The sequence below is a fragment of the Ezakiella massiliensis genome (assembly GCF_059862345.1).
Genome location: NZ_JCBCEO010000001.1, coordinates 126,441 through 146,690, shown reverse-complemented (window position 1 = coordinate 146,690; position 20,250 = coordinate 126,441). Strand labels below are relative to the sequence as shown.

Here is a 20,250-nt window from a genome sequence, read left to right as displayed (position 1 = left end):
TACATAGTACACCATATTTATATGTTTGTCAATAGGTTTTTTATAAATTTATGTAAAAATATTTTTAAATTTTTATAAAGATTTCACTGTCTTAATTTCTTGTAATTATAAATTGAATCACAATGCCTCCTTCAAAATTGAAGGCTTCTTAATTTGTATTCGACTTACAGATTTTCATTGCAATTAAAAACCACGGCCTCCATCATATCACTACTGGATGTCGTGGTTAAATTTTATTTTTTATCTTTTAAATATTCTTTTAATTGCTCCAGTGCCCTCCGCCTGTGAGAAATTTTATTTTTTTCTCCTGCAGACATCTGAGCGAATGTCTTGGTCTCTCCATCAGGTAAAAAATATGGATCATAGCCGAAGCCTCCGTCGCCCCTTGGCTCATCTATTATCTGTCCCTTGCAAATTCCAGTAAAATAAGATGCCTTGCCATCTTCTTCAATCAAGCAGATGGTCGACCTAAATTCAGCCGTCCTATCCTTGCCCTGGAGATTTTTTATAAGCAAGTCATTGTTATTTTTATCATTGCAAGGCTCACCGGCATATCTGGCAGAGTGAACTCCAGGATCTCCATTTAAAGCCTGGCAAAATAAGCCAGAGTCATCAGCAATAACCATGCAGTCGTACAATGCCTTTATGTCATTTGCCTTTATAAAAGCGTTGGCCTCAAGAGTGTCCCCATCTTCGACTGGTGACTCATGGTCTGGGTGAGCTTCCTTGTAAGAAATTACTTGCCAATCGCTTAATATTTCTTTTATTTCTTGAATCTTGTGGGCATTGCCACTTGCTACTACTATCATTATCTAAACTCCGTCAAATAAACTTCTATAGCCGACACAAGTCCGTCGACAACTCTTTCTAAAAAGGCTGGATCTTTTAAAAGTGCCAGATCTCTTTCGTTAGTTAAAAATCCCATTTCAAGTAAAATAGCTGAGACATTTGATTTGCCCACAACTACAATCTCTGGCCTGTTTTTAATGCCGCGAGAATTAAGTCCTGTGGCCTTGGATACTTCATCGTTAAAGATTTGAGCAATCCTGGCCTGACCCTTTTCTTTATTAGGATTTTTATCTTCAGATGCGTATAAAACTTCCATGCCATTTGGCTTAGCGTAATCAGACGCATTGGCGTGAATGGATATAAATATATCTGGCATCAATTCATTGGCCATCTTGGCCCTGTCGTGAATACCAACGTATGAATCCACTGTGTCGTTTGTCTTTTTAACAACATAGCCTAAGTCCAAGAGCCTTTTTTCCAATGATCTTTGTACTGGTAAGATGCAATCTTTTTCCCAATATGTTTTTGAGAAGTCGCTTGCACCAGGGTCAGTTCCCCCGTGGCCAGGGTCTATCAAAATCAAGTAGTCCGAATTTTTACCAGTTCTTACTCTGGTAATTTTAATCGAGCTGCCATCTTGGTCAACTATGCTCTCTGCTTGAACATTACGAACCAAGCTGATGGTTATAATATTGTTTTCAACAACCAAATCTCTAACAAGAGAGTCATTGTATTTAACTATACCATCTGGAATATTCCTGTCAATCCTAGCTGTTATCTTGTTGGTAACTTGGTCATAGGAAAAATCAATTGGCTTATCATAATCCTTAATTGTAATATATCTAATGGTCCCGCTATTTCTAAATTTAAAATAATTGTAGAGGGATTCGACTGGATAAATGTAGAGGTCATCGCCTACAGTTTCAATTTTTAAGTCAGGGTACTTAATCCCATCTTCTATATCAAAAACCACCCGCAAAATCTTGTCGTTTGGATCATAGTTTTTATCAGGAACAAACTGGCTCATCCTAACGCTCGATATAAAACCAATCGCTTCTTTAAACTCTACATAGTTTGTGCCTTCCAGTTCAGAATCTAGGAAGTCAAGGGCAACCCTCTTTGGATTTTCAAATTCAAATTTTCTATACTGTTGCTTGCCCATGCCCTTTAAAACATAGGCCCTGCTCCCATTATGTTCTGCAGTCTGCAGACCTTTGAATAAGTGGCTGTCAGTTACAACCAAGGTCTTATTGGCATCTTCCCTGTAAAAATTGACCCCATCTTGGGCTTTTACAAATTCAATTTCCAAGCCGTCTGGCTTTTGATTAACATTATAAGAAGATGAATTTTTAAGAGCAGACCTGAAGCTGCCTAAAAATTTACTATCAGCTTGGGCATTTGGAATAAATACGACCTTAGATCCGTTGTTAGACACGACCTTGTAGTCCATCTTGCCATCGAAATTAAAATACATCTTTGGAGTAGACTCTTCCTGACCACTGGTCTTAACATTTATAAGGTTGACCCTAATATTGTTAGCAGGCTTAGAATTGTCCTCATTTTTACTATCTTCATTTATATTATCTTTTGAATCAGTTTGATTGTCATTTGTTTCAGTTTCTTCTACAAAAAGATCTGGTGTTTTTGCAATATTATCTTGACCAATTTTTACGGTCATAGTAGCTTGGTCCCAGTCAATTTTTTGCCCCATATATTCGGCAATAAATCTGACCGGCACATAAGTAAAACCATCCGTATATCCTGGCAAGCGAACAATAGAAGCCTTAACCCCATCAGGAGTATTGATTAGACCAGCGCCCAGATTAACTTGGGCCTTGCCAACAGGAAACCACATCTTTTTATCAGTCCCTCTGATTTCAACAGTAAAAGTATCTTGAAGCCAAATAACCTTGTAGCCCAGACTTTCACTTACAAATCTAACAGGCACATAGGTCCTTTCATTTACAACAAAAACAGGCAAATTAGTATTGGCGGACTGGCCGTTGATACTAATATTTACATTCAATACTTCCCTATCTTGTCCATCTATATTTAACTTTGCCGCATCGATTTGCATGCATATAGAAAATGTTAAAAGAAAAAATATAAAAAACTTAAAAAATCTCTTTTTCATAATGCCTCCATGTATTAAATTTTACATTATTATAAGTCAAATTGCAAATTAATTTAATATTACGAGGAAAGTTTTATTGTTTGCATATAAAAACCATGCAAGAAAACTCTCCTGCATGGTCAATACTATTTCATTTCGTTTAATTTATCTAGAATCATCTTGTTAACAAGAACTGGATCTGCCTTACCTCTGGAGGCCTTCATAACCTGACCTACCAAGAAGCCCAAGGCCCTGTCCTTACCATTGTGGTAGTCTGTAATTGAATCTGGATTTGCTTCCATTACATCTGCAACCCATTTTTCAATAGCGCCATCGTCGCTAACTTGGAGAAGGTTGTCCCTCTTGATAATTTCTTCTGAACTGGTTCCGTCCTCAAACATTTCTCTAAAAACTTTTTTCGCAGAATTATTATTGATTTTATTTTCTTTGACCAGTTTTAATAGATTTACAAAGTCAGCCTTTTCGAACTTCAGATCGTCAATTGTGGTTTCCAAATCATTGATTCTTCTTAAAAATTCGTTCATAATCCAATTTACAACAAGCTTTTCATCGCCCACTTCTTTGGAAATAGATTCAAAGTATTCTGCTAGATGCTTGTCATTGGAAATTATTCCAGCATCATAATCGCTTAAGTCATAGGACTTAATTAATCTTTCCTTGCGTTCGGATTTTAATTCTGGTAGATTATCTTTAATTTTTTGAACTAACTCATCTTCCACAGGTAAAATTGGAATGTCTCCATCAAATTGGAACCTATAGTCATTTGACTCAGACTTTACACGCATAACAACAGTTTCTTGCTTTTCTTCATCCCAACGCCTGGTTTCTCTGATGCCTTTTTCGCCCTTGGCAAGCAAATCCTTGTGGCGATTGAATTCGTAGTTCATGGCCATCTCAACACCACTAGTTGATCCGATATTTTTTACCTCTGTTATAGCGGTTTTAAAATCGCCATCGACAATATTAAAGTTGCAGTCAACACGCATAGATCCTTCTTCCATCTTGCAGTCTGAAACTCCAAGCTCTGTTAGAATATCTCTGAGTTCTTCAATAAAGGCTCTGGCTTCCTTACCGCTTTCGATTTCAGGTTTAGTTACAATTTCTATTAGTGGAAGACCAGCCCTGTTGTAGTCCATAAGGGTAATGTCTCCCATGTGATTGGCCTTACCAGTATCCTCTTCTATATGGGCCCTTTCCAGGTGAATGCGTTTTTTATTGCCATCGACCTCGATTTCTACATAGCCGCCAGCACAAATCGGCGTATCTTCTTGTGAAATTTGATAGCCCTTGACCAAGTCTGGATAAAAATAATTCTTCCTATCCATTTTGATAACCTTTGCAATCTCAGAATTTAAGCCAAGGCCAGCTCTAATGGCCTGCTCAATTGCAAATTCGTTTATAACAGGAAGGGCACCTGGCATACCAAGGCAAACGGGGCAAACATTAGTATTTGGTTCATCGCCGAAAGCTGACTTGCACTTACAAAACATTTTTCTTTGAGTTTTTAATTCAACGTGAAGTTCTAATCCAATTAAAGTTTTCATTATTTCACCAACCCTTCATAGGCCATGGCAATCCTTGCCAGATTTGCATCGTCTTTTTTATTCCCAATAAAGTGCATGCCAGCATTTATCTTTCTTTCGCTTGTTGATGGAACAGAAATTGCAGGAAGTCCTGCCATATTTGGAGAAACTGAAAGTATGTCGCCTTCCATCATCTTTTTTGGATCTGTGGTCTTGCTGCCAAGTTTAAAAGCAAGTTCGTTGGCAGTTGGAGTTAAAATTACGTCAGCGTTTTTAAAAATCCTGTCGTAATCATTTCTAATGGCTTGTCTGATTTCCAAGGCCTTGCCATAAATTTGGTCTTTATTTTTGCTGGACAAAATATACATGCCAAGTAAAACCCTGCGCTTTACACTTTCATTTAAGCCTTCTGACCTAACCTTGGTCATATAATCTTCAATACTTCCCGTATAATCTATGCCTGAATACCTAATCCCATCGAACCTGGAGAGATTGCTTGAGCATTCAGCGGCCACGAGCGTATAGTAAGCGGCAACGGCAAAGTCTAAATACTTAAACTCATCTTCCACAATAATTGCCCCTGCACCTTGGAGGGCTTTAATGGATTTATCATAGGCCTCTCTTACGCCGTCTTCAAAATCAAAGTTGTCAAAGTTTTTAAAAATTGCAATCTTCTTACCCTTTAAATTTTCTATAGCCTGGTCATGACTTTTATATAAATCTGGAAGGTCAACCTTAATCTTGGTCATATCGTTTTGTGTATCGCAGGCAATATTTTGTAGGAACAAATAAGCATCTTGGACTGAACGGCCAAGTGTACCTACAGTATCAAAGGTATTTGCCAGGCTTTGAACACCGTACCTGGACACTGCCCCATAAGTTGGTTTAATACCAACAACCGAGCAAAAACTAGCAGGCTGCCTAATGCTGCCACCAGTATCAGTGCCAATAGCCACATCCACAAAGCCCATAGCAACTGCAGCGGCAGAACCGCCTGAGCTGCCTCCTGGCACTAGTGAATTATCCAAAGGATTTTTAACTGGGCCAAAGTATGAGCTCTCATTGGAAGAACCCATGGCAAACTCATCCATATTTAATTTGCCCAGTATAGTTGCCCCTGAATTTCTAATGCTCTTTGTAACATCAGCATCAAAAACGCTTTCAAAATCTTTTAAGATCTTTGAAGCACAAGTGGTCTTCATGCCTTTTACATTTACATTGTCCTTGATGCCAACTACAGCACCCCTTAGTGGGCCAGCCTTGGAATTTTTTGCCATTTCCTTAGCGGCTTCAATATCCATGCTGATAAAAGAATTTATATTTTCATCTTCTTTAATGTTTTCCAGGACCTCTGATAAATGCTCTTCTGGAGATAGCTTTCCTGAATTAATTAAATCTAAAGTTTCTGTTAAATTTCTCATTATTCACCTACATATTTATTAATAACAAAATAGCCATATTTTTTCCTATCTGCATTTAGCAAAGCTTCTTCACTAGTTAGGCCTGCTTGTGGGTGGTCTGCATCTGGCTTTACCTCTGGAGAGTTAATATTGTAATCAACTTCCAAGTCTCCATCAAAATCACTTACATGCATGATGACATCAAGCGCTGATTTAAAACCTTCAAACATATGGTCTTCATATTCTATACGTGCAAGTTTGCATATATCTTTAAATTCTTGTTCCTTCATTTTACCTCCAAAAACTCATCTATATCCATTACTCTAATGCCAAGTTCTCTCGCCTTATCCAGCTTTGATCCCGGCTTTTCGCCTGCCAAAACAATGTCTGTATTCTTGGAAACAGAGCCTGTGCATTTGCCTCCTTGACTTTCAATTATAGCCTTTAGTTCATCTCTTTTATAATTTTCAAAGCTACCTGTAATTACAACCGTCTTACCACTAAAATAGCCTTCGCTAGTCTCCGCGTCCTCGTGTTCAATAGTGTTTACACCACGCTTATCAAACTCATCTAGCATTTCAATTATATCGGGTCTGGCAAAATAATCCAAAACATTTTTTGCTATTATATCTCCAACCCCTTCAACTTCTATAAGCTCTTCATAAGTCGAGTTTATAATATTATCAAGGGTCTTAAATTTAATTGAAATATCCCTAGCTGTCCTCTCGCCAACTTCTGGGATCCCTAAGGCAAATAAAAATCTGTGCAGGTCTCTTACCTTGGACTTTTCTATGGCTGCCAGTAAATTGTCCGCTCTTTTTTCTCCAAATAGGGGCAATTTTAAAAGCGATTCCTTATTCAAATCATAAAGCTCATATACGACTGATATATCCAAAACATCGACTAGGCTCATGGCGGTTTTTTCGCTGAGGCCCTCTATGTCCATGGCGTTTCTACTGCAGAAGTGCTCAATCCTAGAAACAATTTGTGGCTTACAATAAGTTGAATTCGGACAGATCAGATAGGCACCAACTTCTTTTAGTTCAGTGCCACAAGATGGGCAATGACTTGGTATTTCAATTTCCTTAGTACCAGACAAATCACCAATGGTCCCCATTATCTCAGGGATAACTTCATTGGACCTCCTTACAATTACATCCGCACCAATTCTAACTCCCTTGCGATTTATATCGCCAACATTATTTAGGGTTGCATTTTGCACCATGGCCCCAGAAATTTCCACGGGTTCAAGGCTGGCAACAGGCGTGACCTTGCCAGTCCTGCCCACATTCCAAGTCACATCTAAGAGCTTGGTCTGAACTTCTTCTGCTTCAAACTTAAAAGCCAGGGCCCAGCGGGGGAACTTATTTGTAAAGCCAAGGATTTCCCTGGTCCTAATATTATTTATCTTTATTACAGCCCCATCTGTCAGATAATTTAGGTGGTGGCGGGATTCGTCTATAAAATTAATTTCGTCAATCACTTGGTCAATTGTCTTTACCAATTTGTGATAAGGATTTACAGGAAACTTTTCCCTTTGCAAAAATTCTAAGACCTCCATGTGGGTCTTAAAAGTTTTCCCTTCAATGTAACCGATGTTATAAGTGAAGACTTTTAAATTTCTTTTGGCCGTTTCGGTCGTGTTTAAATTTCTAAGAGCACCTGCGGCTGCATTTCTTGCATTTTTAAGGGGAATCTCATTAGTCGCATTATAATTATCAAAGGCATCCAGTGGCATATAACCCTCGCCTTGGATTTCCATTAGGCCTTTAAAATTTATAGCCAGGGGAAAGTTTTTTATAGTAAGTGCCTGCTTAGTAATGTTTTCACCAACAACTCCGTTTCCACGAGTGGCTGCGTTTATAAACTTGCCGTCCTCGTAAGTTAAGTTTATGGTAAGACCGTCAAATTTATATTCAACTACATACTCAACTTCAGGAAGGGGAGCAAGCGGATTTGCCTCATTATAAGCTGCCACCTCTCTCTTGCACCTTTCATCCCAGGCCCTTAGCTCTTCAAAAGATTGGGCCTTGCCAAGACTCCATAGCTGAGCCCTGTGGGTGTATTTTTCAAACTCTGTTAATAGGTCTCCACCAACCCTTTGAGTCGGGCTGTCGTCAAACCTAAAATTATTTTTGTGCTCCAGGTCAACAAGCTCGCTGTATAATTTATCGTAAACGCTGTCCGTAACAATTGGATCATCCAGAGTGTAGTAGTGGTAATTATACTCATTTAATTGGTCCACCAGCTCTCTCATTCTAATTTTAAAATCCATATTACACCTTCTTTTTAATTGGAGCAAGCGATAGTTTTAATTTCTTCAAGCCCTTGGAGTTAAATACAATTGTGATGTCATCTCCATTTTTGCTAACTACCCTGCCTTCGCCCCAAAGCTTGTGTTCAACCAAATCTCCAGTTCCAATATCAGCTGAATTTGCAGATGGACTATTGTACTTCATTGGCTTATAACCAGTTGTAAGTATAGTCCTTCCTGGAGAACTTTGCGTCTTTATCGGAGCTTTCTTTTCACTCTCTTGCCTGTCAATATAATCTTCAATTTCTTCTACAAAACGGCTGGGCTTGCCATAGATAACATTGCCGTACATCATTCTCTCATCAGCAGAAGTTAAAAACAATCTATCCTTGGCCCGAGTAATTGCAACGTACATTAGCCGCCTTTCTTCCTCGACCTCTTCTTCAGAGTCCATAGACCTGGACGATGGGAAAAGCCCTTCTTCAAGTCCAACTACAAAGACATTTTTAAATTCCAGGCCCTTGGAAGAGTGAACAGTCATCAAAGTAATCTTATCATCTTCGCTCTTGGAATCTATATCTGATAACAATGATATCTCTGCCAAAAAGTCAGTCAGACTTGCATCTTCGTGAGTCTTGGAATATTCTTCAGCAAAAGTTAAAAATTCTTCAATGTTTTGAACCCTTGATTCGTCTTCAACTGCATTTGAAATCCTTAAGCTCTCCAAATATCCTGACCCATCAACAATTGCCTTTACCCTATCCATTAAAGAAAGATTTTTATTGTCCATAATCTCAAGCATTTTATTGCCAAAATCTGCGGCTTTTTTGTTGTTGGAATTTGTTATAATTGCAAAGAAGTCTTCTCCCGTGTAGGTCTTGGCATTCAAAAACTCAGTTAGTGTCTTCTCTCCAACACCCCGTCTAGGAGTATTTATAATCCTCTCAAAACTAACTGTATCATAAGGATTTTCGTATAGCCTTAAGTATGCAATTACATCCTTTACTTCCTTGCGGTCATAGAATCTTAAGCCCCCTATAATCTCGTAAGGAATAGAAGACCTCAAAAATATATCTTCAAAATTCCTGGACTGGGCGTTGGTCCTATATAAAATCGCTATATCGTTATAGGAAACACCCTTTAGGTTGAGCTCTTCGATTTTATTTGCAACGTAAAAGGCCTCTTCGCTATTGTTGGGCAAATTTATAAAGACAACTTTATCATCGGATTCCCTTGAAGTAAATAAGTCTCTTTTGTATTTTTGGTAGTTATTTGCAATCAAGTGATTGGCAGCGGTTAGAATTTGATTTGTAGACCTATAGTTTTCGTTCAAATATATAACCTTGGCATTTTTAAAATCGTTTTCAAAGTTTAAAATATTTTCTAGATTAGCTCCCCTAAAAGCATAGATGCTTTGGTTTTCATCTCCTACAACAGTTATGTTGTTATGGTAACTGGAAATCAGCTTTACAAATTGGTACTGAATATCGTTTACGTCTTGGTACTCATCTACAAAAACATATTCAAATTTCTTGGAGTACTCCTCCCTAACTTGGCTGTTGGATTTTAAAATCTGCACAGTTTTTAAGATGAGGTCGTCAAAGTCGAGGGCATTTGCCTCTTTCAGCCTCTTTTCATACTCTTCAAAAACCCTGCCAATTCTCTCCCTATAATAATCAGCGCCAGCATCGGTCAAGTATTCATGAACTCCCTTGCCTCTGTTTTTGTAATCTGAAATCTCATATCTAATTGATGATGCCTTAAAAGTGTCTGTATCGTAATCAAAATCTTTAATAATTCTCTTAATTAAATTTGTAGTGTCAGCAGTATCATAAATCGTAAAAGACGATGAATAATGCTTCCTTAAAATCCTAACGCATATGCTATGAAAGGTCCCTATCCAAAGCCCATCTACAGGTCTGTTTAAAATACTAGAAGCCCTATCTTTCATCTCATTGGCAGCCTTGTTTGTAAAAGTAATAGCCAAAATATTATAAGGACTAACGCCCAAATCATTTATAAGATGTGCGAGCTTGTATGTAACAACCCGTGTTTTTCCACTTCCAGCCCCGGCTAAAACCAAGACTGGCCCTTCAGTTTGCATTACAGCTTCGTATTGATTTTTGTTTAATAAACTTTTTATATCCATATGCCTTCCTTTAAATATAATCATATTCATTATACTTTTTATAGGAATTTAAGTCAAGAAAAAAGCCGACCAATAAAATATCGGCCAGCTTATATAAAATGCTTTTTAAATTTAAATTTGTCTTTCATTTTAAATAAATATTTTATTTAAATCTATCTACAAAAACACTTTGAACAATAAATTATAAATTGAAAACAAGGGCACAAAAAAACTGCGGCTAAACCGCAGTTTTAAATTGCTTATTTATTTTGATTCTTGCAAGCCTTTACAACTTGGCTTAAAAGAATTGTTGTGGTGATTGATCCAACTCCGCGTGGAACTGGAGTAATCGCTGCAACAAAATCTTTAACATCATCAAAGTTTACGTCGCCTGATAGCTTGCCATCTGCTGTTGTGCCTACTCCAACGTCAATTACAATTGAGTCTTCTGTGAAGTAAGACTTATCAAGCATAGCTGGTCTACCCAAAGCAGTTACAACTATGTCAGCCCTCTTTGTGTGAGCCTTTAAATCCTTAGTTCTGGAATGGCAAATAGTAACTGTGGCATTTTCTTGTAAAAGCATCATTGAAAGTGGTTTACCAACAACCATTGATCTGTTGATTACAACAACGTCCTTGCCTTCAAGTTCATAGCCGTGACCTTTGATCATTTCAACAGCTGCCCTTGGAGTTGCAGGTTCTAGTCCTGTTGGGTCGCCTTCAAAAATCTTTTCTAGATTAATAGGATTCATAGCGTCAACGTCTTTTTCAGCCGCTATAACATTTTGCATCCTGTCTTGATCGATGTGCTTTGGAAGTGGTCTAAACATTAAAATTCCGTGAACTTCTTTGTCATTGTTTAACTTAACAAGTTCAGCTTCCAATTCTTCTGTTGTAGTTGCTTCTTTCAAAGTAACGAGTCTTGCCATCAAGCCAATAGCTTCTGAAGCTTTAACTATAGCCCTTTCATAGGAAATATCTGAATCGTTTTCGCCAACCCTTACAACAGCAATGGTAGGATTAATTCCCTTGGCTTTTAATTCTTCTATATCTTTTGTTAGACCTTCTTTAATTTGATCAGCAACAACCTTGCCTCTTAATTCTTTCATATAATCTCCTTAAATTATAGAACGCGTCTAGCGCAAACGTAACGAGCGTTATAATATTTCTCACTTAAAGAGTTAATCATAACCTTCATATACGGTTGGCTTGCAGCATGAATAAATTTATCGTTTCCAATATAAATTCCAACGTGGCTTACCCCACTACCTGAAGTGTTAAAGAAAACTAAATCTCCAGGTACCAGCTCGTCTCTATTAACCAATTGGCCAAAAGTAGATTGAGAAGCACTTGATCTTGGTAATTTAACGCCAAGTTGCTTGTAAACCCATGTTGAAAAACCTGAGCAGTCAAAGGAATTTGGACCTGCAGTTGCATAGACATAAGGTGTGTTTAATTTAGTTTGTGCTATTGCAACTATATCATTTTCCAAACCAGGATTCCTGCTAGCAGCTCTAGATAATCTGTCTTTCACGATTTTTACAAACTCTTTTGCAATCATGAATTCCTTTTCATCTTTTGTGCTTGCAATAAATTGTCCGTCCTTAAATCCAGTAATAATAATTGGAGTGCCTGCTGCTAGATTTGTTCCATCTATAAGTTGTATCAAGCCAATTAATTCACCTGTTACAACATTTGAAACAACTTCCTTGTCCAAGTCGCTTGACAAAACGTATCCAGTTAAATTGTCTGTGGTTAAAACAAATGAGTATTCTCCTTCATTTTTTTGCACAGTAATGGATTCGCCTTCAAGCAATTGTCTTTTTACCTGGTCACTAGCCTTATCTTCTTTTAAAGCTGTGAGCCTTCTAACGGTAAACTCATTATTTTTCTTATTAAATTGAATAATATTTTCGACATTGATTTCTGCAGTTTGACTGTCTTTTTGAACGACATATCCAGTGGGAGTTTCCTTGAGGATCTCAACCTCTTCTCCCTCTGCAAAGTTAATAACTAAATTATCTTTTGTTTTTACATCAATTTTATTTATGATAGTGCCAGTATCGAAAGTGGATAAAGCTAAGATAGAAATTGCTCCTACAAGCTTTAATGTCCCTTTTAAAAACTTGTTCATAAATCCTCCTTTAGTTAACAGGATAATTATATCAAAATTTGCTATTATTTGCAAATTTTAAGGAGTTTGATTATTTTTTAAGATTGTAAAAACCCTTTAGTCCCTTGTATTCTGCAGTGAAATCTAAAAATTCTTCAATTCTTAAAAGCTCATTGTATTTAGCAACTCTATCTGTTCTGGCAGGTGCACCAGTTTTGATTTGTCCAGTGTTAAGTGCAACTGCAAGGTCAGCTATAAAAGCATCTTCGCTTTCGCCTGATCTATGTGATATAACTGCTGTGTATCCAGCTTCTTTAGCCATAGAAACAGCGTCGATGGTTTCTGTTAGGGTTCCAATTTGATTTAACTTAATCAAAATTGAATTGGAAATTCCTTCTTCAATACCCTTTTCGAGTCTCTTGGTATTTGTAACAAAGAGGTCGTCGCCAACCAATTGGATTTTTCCGCCCATTTTTTCGGTCATATACTTCCATCCAGCCCAATCATCTTCTGCAAGACCGTCTTCGATTGAGATTAGAGGGTATTTATTGCAAAGATCTTGATAATAATCTACCAATTCTTCAGCGGTAAATTCCTTACCTTCGCCCTTTAAAATATAGGCTTTCTTGTCTGCATCGTAAAATTCAGTGCTTGCTGCGTCAATGCCCAAGTAAATGTCTTCGCCTGGCTTGTATCCTGCAGCTTCGATAGCTTCAATAATAACCTTTAGCGCTTCTTCATTTGAATTTAGGTTTGGAGCAAAGCCACCTTCGTCGCCAACCCCTGTTGAAAGATTTTTATCCTTCAAAACATTCTTTAGACTATGATAAACTTCTGATCCCATACGAAGTGCTTGGTGGAATGAGTCTGCACTTACTGGCAAAATCATAAATTCTTGGATGTCGACGTTATTGTCGGCATGTTCTCCACCGTTTAAAATATTCATCATAGGAACTGGAAGTACTTTTGCGTTTACTCCGCCAATATATTTATAAAGTGGCAAGCCTATCTCTCCTGCAGCTGCTCTTGCTACAGCAAGGCTAACTCCAAGTATTGCATTGGCGCCAAGCTTGTCTTTGTTTTCTGTACCATCAAGATTGATCATAATGTTGTCGATTTCAGTTTGAGCATCTACAGGTAGGCCAATTAATTCATCTGCAATTATTTCATTTACATTTTCTACAGCCTTTAAAACGCCCTTGCCAAGATATCTTTTCTTGTCTCCGTCCCTTAACTCGAGGGCTTCGTGAGCACCTGTTGATGCACCAGAAGGAACAATTGCCCTTCCAACAACACCGCTATCTGTAACAACTTCCACCTCAACGGTTGGATTTCCCCTTGAATCTAGCACTTCGCGTGCATGAACATCAATAATTTCACTCATCATTTACTCCTTAAATTCCACTATTCTCTTCCATGAATCGAATTTTAAACTAGCTCCACCAACCAAGACGCCGTCAACGTGTTCAGTTGCCATTATCTCATCGATATTGCTATCTTTAACGCTGCCACCGTATAAGAGGTGGACATCATCCTTGATACCCTTGTACATATAGTCAAGTGTATTTCTTATATATTCAAGGGCTGATTTTATATCCGATGTATGAGCTGTCTTTCCTGTGCCAATTGCCCAAATAGGTTCGTAGGCATAGATAATTTTTCTAGCATCTTCTATATCGACACCTGCTAGACCTTCTTTTAATTCCTTGTACAAATAGGCTTCGTAAGTTGAATTTTCCCTTTCACTAATGGGTTCGCCAATGCAAAAAATTGGTGTGATTCCATTTTTTAAGGCAGCCTTAACTTTTTTATTTAAAAGCTCATTTGATTCGTTAAAAATTGTCCTGCGTTCTGAGTGGCCAACAATGGCGTATTTAATGCCAAAGTCCTTGGCTTGCTCCAAAGAAATTTCTCCTGTAAAAGCTCCACTTGCCTCATAGTAAAAGTTTTGTAGGCCGTAGCTCTTGCCTTCTAAATATTCTTCGGCTTGATATAAATATATATCTGGCAGGCAGATAATCATCTCGCGATTATTTTTTTCTTCAATTTGTGAAAGATTTTTTAATAAGTCTTCAGATTCTTTTTTAGACAGGTTCATCTTCCAATTTGCTGCTAAATTCTTCTTCCTCATTAGGCTTCCTCCAAACATTTAATACCTGGCAGTTCTTTACCTTCCATCATTTCAAGACTTGCTCCACCGCCTGTAGAAACGTGGGTAACCTTGTCTTCGTAACCAGAAAGCTTAACAGCAAGACTTGAGTCGCCGCCACCAATAATTGAAACGGCATCGCTTTCTGCAACTGCCTTTGCAATTTCAAAAGTACCTTTAGCAAAATCTTTGTTTTCAAATACGCCCATAGGTCCGTTCCAAATTACAAGTTTGGCATCTTTTATAGCTTTGGAGAAATTTTTAATTGATTCTTCCCCAATATCCACAGCCATCAGATCTGCCTTGTCGTCGCCTAGCTTAACAGTCTTTATAAGATTTGAATCATCCAAGCTATCGGTCATAACTAAATCAACAGGTAATAAGATTTCGACATTTTTATCCTTGGATTCTTTTAACAGGTCTTTGGCTAAGTCAATTTTTTCATCTTCAACCAAAGATTTGCCCATATCATAACCCTGAGCCTTTAAAAAGGTGTTAGCCATAGCCCCGCCTATGATAATCTTGTCGACTTTATTCATAAGATTTTCAATTACACCAATCTTATCTGAAACTTTTGCTCCACCTAAAATGGCCACGAAAGGATGCTTTGGATTATCAAGATTTTCTTTGATATATTTGATTTCATTTTCAACCAAAAATCCTGCTACAGCTGGCAAAATTTCTGAGACGCCAACATTAGATGCATGTGCCCTGTGGGCTGTGCCAAAGGCATCATTTACATAAATATCTCCGTGGGCTGCTAGTTTCTTCGCAAGCTCTGGATCATTTTTTTCTTCACCTGCATCATATCTGGTGTTTTGTAAGAGTAAAATGCTTCCATCAAAGCCCTTTGAAGCGTTTATAGTATCATCATTAACTGGGCTTTCGATGTCAAAAAAGACAACTTTTTTGCCTGTTAATTCTTCTAACTTTTCAGCCACAGGTTTAAGTGAAAATTCAGGCTTATATGTGCCCTTTGGGCGACCAAGATGGCTCATCAAAACCACCTTGGCTCCCTTATCCATTAAATAATCAATGGTCTTTAAGGCTGATTTAATCCTAAAATCATCGGTTATCTTTCCGTCTTTCATAGGAACATTAAAATCAACTCTAACTAGGGCTCTCTTATTTTTAAAATCAATATCTCTAACAGTTTTTTTCATTATAAACTCTTTGCTACCATTTTAGCTAAATCTACAACTCTGCAGGAATATCCCCATTCGTTATCATACCATGAAACGATCTTTACCATGTTGTCGCCCATCATCATTGTGAGTTTGCTATCTACAATTGAGCTGCGTGGATCGCCTTGGTAGTCAATGCTTACGAGTTCTTCATCTGAGAAGCCTAGGATTCCCTTCATTTCATTTTCACTTGCTTTTTTCAAAGCAGCGTTAACTTCTTCAACTGTAGCTGGTTTCTTAAGTTCTAAGACAACATCAACAACTGAAACTGTAGGAGTTGGAACCCTAAGAGCATAGCCATTTAATTTTCCTTTTAACTCAGGAATAACTTCTGCAACAGCTTTAGCAGCTCCTGTTGTTGTAGGAACCATGCTCAAAGCAGCAGCTCTTGCACGGCGTCTGTCCTTTTTGTGTCTCTTGTCTAATAGCATTTGGTCACCTGTATATGCATGGCAAGTTGTCATCATACCTTTTTCAATACCAAAAGTATCTTCAATAACCTTGGCTACTGGTGCTAAGCAGTTTGTTGTGCAGCTTGCGTTTGAAATAATATTTTGTTCTGGCTTATATGTGTCACAGTTAACACCCATTACAATTGTGTTGTCAAGGCCCTTACCAGGAGCAGTTAAAATAACTTTTTTAACGCTTCCTTTTAAGTGTTTGCCAAGGCCTTCCATATCCTTAAAAGCACCTGTTGAGTCAATTACGATTTCAACTCCGTGTTCTGACCAGTCAATTTCAGCTGGGTCTCTAAATTGTGTAAAGTGTATCTTGTGGCCTTCGATATCAAAACCATCACCTTCAACTTTTATATCCTTGGTAAATTTTCCATAAAGACTGTCATATTTAAATAAGTGTCTTAGATCATCCAAGTCACCACTAGCATTGATGTGAACTAGTTCAAGACCGTGGTCTTCTTCTAATAAAATCCTAGCTACGTCCCTACCAATTCTTCCAAAACCGTTAATTCCTACTTTCATTTTAACCTCCTACTAATTTTTCTTTACATATTGCAATCCATTTGCTTTTGGTGACCTGCTCTTACCTGATGTTATTACCAATATTATTAAAGTAAGAACATAAGGTAGCATAGAAAGCACAGAGCTTGGGATTTGTGTATTTCCACCACCAAAATGAATTGCAAGTCCTTGTGCAAGGCCAAACAATAATGAAGCCATTAATGCTCCTTGCGGTTTCCAATTTCCAAATATCATAGCTGCAAGGGCGATAAAGCCTTGCCCACTTACCAAAGTCGTTCTAAAGTTTGCAACAACTGCTATTGACAAACTTGCTCCACCAAGTCCAGCTAAGAAACCACTTGACAAGACTCCGAAATATTTAATTTTTCTAACATTAATACCCAAGGTATCTGCGGCTAGAGGGTGTTCACCAACTGCACGCATCCTAAGGCCAAGCTTTGTATTATACAAAATTATATACACAAGAGCAACCAAAATTAAAGCAATATAAAATGTTGCATATTGGTTGAAGACTGACTTTAAAAATGAACCTTCAGGGAAGGTGTGTTGAAAAAGTTGTGGTAATTTTTGATCCATTGTCAGTGGATTTGAAGTAGCACCACCATCAAAGAATATCCTGCACAAAAAGAGTGCAAGTCCAGGCCCCAAAAAGTTAATTGCAGTACCACTTACAACATGGTCTGCCCCAAATTTAATTGTAGCAAGAGCATGTGGGATTGCAATTACAAGACCTGCCAAACCCCCGCATAAAAACGCTAGCCAAGGGCTGCCAGAGAAGTGAGCAACTGTAGCTGCTATCAAAGCACCAATGGACATTATCCCTTCCAGACCAATATTTACAACGCCTGTGTTTTCACTCATTACACCACCTATAGCAGCATAAATAAGAGGAGTTGCATACATAAATGTTATACCAATAATAATTCCAATTTCTTGTAAACTCATTATATTTCCTCCTTAACTTCTATAGATGACTCTGCTTTCTTCTTGTTTTTAAAGACAAAAGGTATTGAGATAAAAAACACAATAAATCCGATAATAATCGAAACAATTTCTCCAGGAACCCCAACACTTAGGGTTAATTTTCCTCCGCCGTATTTGAGAGCCGAGAAAAGTAAGGATACCGGAATAACTGCAAGTGGATTGTTAAGTGCTATTAGTGCGATTGCAATTCCATCAAAACCAACACCTTGCATTAGAGCAAGAACTCCAATTCTTTGAGTTACGCCAAGTACATCAACAGCTCCTGCGAGTCCGCCGATAGCGCCTGAAATAAACATAGCTTGTACTATCTTATTATTTACTGAAATCCCTGAGAATTTTGCCGCATCTTTATTTAGACCAACAGCTTTAAGTTCAAAACCAAGTGTGGTCTTTTTTAATATAAACCATATAACTATTGCGACTAAGATACCAACCAAGAGCCCCAGGTTAACAGGAGCCTTTAAGAAATTGCCCCAAAAAGAATTTCCTGCTAAATATTCCATGCCAGCTTCTGTGGACTTCCATGAATCAAGTATTCTAATGCTTGCATTTGGAGAAATATTGTAAGAAAAATCACTGTTTGGCTGCCTAATAGCAGTAAGTGTCAAAACATAGTTGTTAAAGTAAAGAGCAATCCAGTTTAACATAATAGAAGAAATAACTTCGTTTACATTAAACTTAGCTTTTAAAAATCCTACAAAAGCCGCATATAATCCACCAGCTAAAAATGCACATAACAAGCAGAATATTGGGTGAATAACAGGCGGTAAGTCCACAAGTATTCCTGCACAAGTAGCTGCAACAGATCCAATGATAAATTGACCTTCAATACCAATATTAAAAAGCCCTGTCTTAAATGCAAAGGCAGCAGCAATTCCCGTTAATAGAAGCGGCGCCATATTTACAAGTGTATAGCTCATTGAGGTTGGCGTATTAAATATTCCATAAAACAAGTTATACATAACCTTTATCGGATTATGTCCTGCCAATAAAAGTACAACAGATCCAAACAATATACCGACTAAAATTGATAGCAAGGCCGTACTTATTCTTTTCTTATTATTCATTTTTACCTCCTGCCATCAAAAGTCCTAGCTCATTTTCATTTGTTTCAGAAGCTTTTTTGTGATCTACAATCTTACCATCGAAAATAACAGCAATCTCATCTGATAAATTTAATATTTCATCAAGTTCAAAACTTACTAAAAGTATCGCTTTGCCCTTGTTGCGTTCATTTACAATTGCCCTGTGAACATATTCGATTGCCCCAACGTCTAAGCCCCTTGTTGGTGTGACCGCGATTAAAATATCTGGGTCTTCTGTAATTTGTCTAGCAATGATAACCTTCTGTTGGTTACCTCCAGACAAGCTACCAGCAGATACCGCTCCATCTGTGGGCCTAATATCAAAGTCTTCAATAAGTTCTTCTCCGCGTTCTCTAAGTTTATCTTCTTGCAAGATGCCTTTCTTTGAAAGAGGCTCATTCTTAATTCTTAAAATAGAAAGGTTGTAGTCAACAGGATATTCAAGTACCAAACCGTGCTTTTGTCTGTCTTCAGGTATGGATAACAATTTGCTATCGATAATTTCCTTTGGAGTTTTGTTTTGAACTTCCTTACCATTAATAAAAATCTTGCCTTCTTTAGCTGTAGTCATGCCAGTAATAGCATCTACAAGTTCAATCTGGCCATTTCCATCAACACCAGCTAGACCAAGGATTTGACCTTTCCTGAGCTCAAGATTTAAGCCGCGGACTCTTTCCCTTTTATCTAAGTCATCAACCTTGAGGTTTTCAACTTTCAAGCAAACTTCCCCTACTTCAACTTCAGGTTTATCAACAGCAAATATAACTTCTCTTCCAACCATCATGTTAGCAAGATCTTGCTCAGTAACATCGCATACATTTACCGTGTCAATCTTTTTCCCCCGCCTGATAATTGTACACCTGTCGGCCATGGATTTAATTTCTCTAAGCTTGTGAGTAATTATTATTATTGTCTTTCCTTCAGCCTTTAAGTTATTTACAATACCAATGAAATCTTCTATCTCTTGCGGAGTTAAAACAGCCGTTGGCTCATCAAAAATAATAATGTCAGCTCCCCTATAAAGAGCTTTGAGTATTTCAACCCTTTGCTGCATACCAACACTTATATTCATAATCTTGGCATCAGGATCAACATTTAAACCATATCTATCAATCAAATCTTTAATAGTATCTTTGGCAGCATTCTTATCCAAGAACATTCCCTTAGTAGGTTCGTTGCCTAGAATAATATTTTCAGTAACAGTAAATACATCAACTAACATAAAGTGTTGGTGAACCATAGCAATCTTATGATTGATAGCATCCAGTGGTGAGTTAATAACAACCTTTTTACCATCTAAAAATATCTCGCCCTCATCAGCTGTATAAAGGCCATACAATATATTCATAAGAGTCGATTTGCCCGCACCATTTTCTCCAAGCAGAGAGTGAACTTCGCCTTTTCTTATTTCTAAGTTAATTTTATTATTTGCAATGTTCTCACCAAAAATCTTGGTGATATTAGACATTTTAATCAAATTATCTCCGGCCATGTGCCCTCCTTATCTTTAAAAAAAAGCGACCTAAA

At 37.6% G+C, this 20,250-nt stretch carries 16 protein-coding genes; all 16 read right to left on the bottom strand.

What is annotated here, in order from left to right:
* Window positions 1-233: 233 nt before the first annotated feature.
* The 16 genes from rdgB to AC6FXG_RS00625 all read right to left on the bottom strand — a co-directional run bounded on the left by rdgB (window position 234) and on the right by AC6FXG_RS00625 (window position 20,215).
* Window positions 234-809 carry an RdgB/HAM1 family non-canonical purine NTP pyrophosphatase gene (gene rdgB, locus AC6FXG_RS00700; RefSeq protein ID WP_500571157.1) on the bottom strand — a complete coding sequence of 192 codons (576 nt, stop codon included), beginning with the start codon at window positions 807-809 and terminating at the stop codon, window positions 234-236.
* On the bottom strand, window positions 809-2,923 hold the full coding sequence (locus AC6FXG_RS00695) for an N-acetylmuramoyl-L-alanine amidase (protein ID WP_500571156.1): 2,115 nt from the start codon (window positions 2,921-2,923) through the stop codon (window positions 809-811). Before AC6FXG_RS00695 ends, rdgB begins: the two co-directional genes overlap by 1 nt.
* Window positions 2,924-3,048: 125 nt before the next feature.
* Entirely contained in the window at window positions 3,049-4,467 is a 1,419-nt protein-coding gene (gene gatB, locus AC6FXG_RS00690; protein WP_500571155.1) for an Asp-tRNA(Asn)/Glu-tRNA(Gln) amidotransferase subunit GatB, read from the bottom strand.
* Complete coding sequence (gene gatA, locus AC6FXG_RS00685) at window positions 4,467-5,867, bottom strand: Asp-tRNA(Asn)/Glu-tRNA(Gln) amidotransferase subunit GatA (protein ID WP_500571154.1); 1,401 nt, start codon at window positions 5,865-5,867, stop codon at window positions 4,467-4,469. The genes gatB and gatA overlap by 1 nt, the downstream gene beginning before the upstream one ends.
* The gene (locus AC6FXG_RS00680) at window positions 5,867-6,136 is read right to left on the bottom strand and encodes an Asp-tRNA(Asn)/Glu-tRNA(Gln) amidotransferase subunit GatC (RefSeq protein ID WP_500571153.1); all 270 of its coding nucleotides are present in this window, start codon (window positions 6,134-6,136) and stop codon (window positions 5,867-5,869) included. The genes gatA and AC6FXG_RS00680 overlap by 1 nt, the downstream gene beginning before the upstream one ends.
* A complete protein-coding gene (gene ligA / locus AC6FXG_RS00675) occupies window positions 6,133-8,121 on the bottom strand; it encodes an NAD-dependent DNA ligase LigA (RefSeq protein ID WP_500571152.1) in 1,989 nt (662 codons plus the stop codon). The genes AC6FXG_RS00680 and ligA overlap by 4 nt, the downstream gene beginning before the upstream one ends.
* A 1-nt stretch (window position 8,122) precedes the next feature.
* Window positions 8,123-10,249 (bottom strand): ATP-dependent helicase, encoded by a 2,127-nt coding sequence (locus tag AC6FXG_RS00670; protein ID WP_500571151.1) that lies wholly within the window; start codon window positions 10,247-10,249, stop codon window positions 8,123-8,125.
* Window positions 10,250-10,488: 239 nt separating this feature from the next.
* Entirely contained in the window at window positions 10,489-11,337 is an 849-nt protein-coding gene (locus AC6FXG_RS00665) for a bifunctional 5,10-methylenetetrahydrofolate dehydrogenase/5,10-methenyltetrahydrofolate cyclohydrolase (RefSeq protein ID WP_500571150.1), read from the bottom strand.
* A 14-nt stretch (window positions 11,338-11,351) separates the two neighbouring features.
* Window positions 11,352-12,362 carry a C40 family peptidase gene (locus AC6FXG_RS00660; protein ID WP_500571149.1) on the bottom strand — a complete coding sequence of 337 codons (1,011 nt, stop codon included), beginning with the start codon at window positions 12,360-12,362 and terminating at the stop codon, window positions 11,352-11,354.
* A 70-nt stretch (window positions 12,363-12,432) separates the two neighbouring features.
* The gene (eno, locus tag AC6FXG_RS00655; RefSeq protein WP_075573834.1) at window positions 12,433-13,725 is read right to left on the bottom strand and encodes a phosphopyruvate hydratase; all 1,293 of its coding nucleotides are present in this window, start codon (window positions 13,723-13,725) and stop codon (window positions 12,433-12,435) included.
* A 3-nt stretch (window positions 13,726-13,728) separates the two neighbouring features.
* Complete coding sequence (gene tpiA / locus AC6FXG_RS00650) at window positions 13,729-14,472, bottom strand: triose-phosphate isomerase (protein WP_500571148.1); 744 nt, start codon at window positions 14,470-14,472, stop codon at window positions 13,729-13,731.
* Entirely contained in the window at window positions 14,472-15,656 is a 1,185-nt protein-coding gene (locus AC6FXG_RS00645; RefSeq protein ID WP_500571502.1) for a phosphoglycerate kinase, read from the bottom strand. Before AC6FXG_RS00645 ends, tpiA begins: the two co-directional genes overlap by 1 nt.
* Entirely contained in the window at window positions 15,653-16,654 is a 1,002-nt protein-coding gene (gene gap, locus AC6FXG_RS00640; RefSeq protein WP_500571147.1) for a type I glyceraldehyde-3-phosphate dehydrogenase, read from the bottom strand. Before gap ends, AC6FXG_RS00645 begins: the two co-directional genes overlap by 4 nt.
* 12 nt (window positions 16,655-16,666) lie before the next feature.
* A complete protein-coding gene (locus tag AC6FXG_RS00635) occupies window positions 16,667-17,599 on the bottom strand; it encodes an ABC transporter permease (protein ID WP_500571146.1) in 933 nt (310 codons plus the stop codon).
* A complete protein-coding gene (locus AC6FXG_RS00630; protein ID WP_075573839.1) occupies window positions 17,599-18,705 on the bottom strand; it encodes an ABC transporter permease in 1,107 nt (368 codons plus the stop codon). The genes AC6FXG_RS00635 and AC6FXG_RS00630 overlap by 1 nt, the downstream gene beginning before the upstream one ends.
* Window positions 18,698-20,215 carry an ABC transporter ATP-binding protein gene (locus AC6FXG_RS00625; RefSeq protein ID WP_500571145.1) on the bottom strand — a complete coding sequence of 506 codons (1,518 nt, stop codon included), beginning with the start codon at window positions 20,213-20,215 and terminating at the stop codon, window positions 18,698-18,700. The genes AC6FXG_RS00630 and AC6FXG_RS00625 overlap by 8 nt, the downstream gene beginning before the upstream one ends.
* Between the last annotated feature and the right edge of the window lie 35 nt (window positions 20,216-20,250).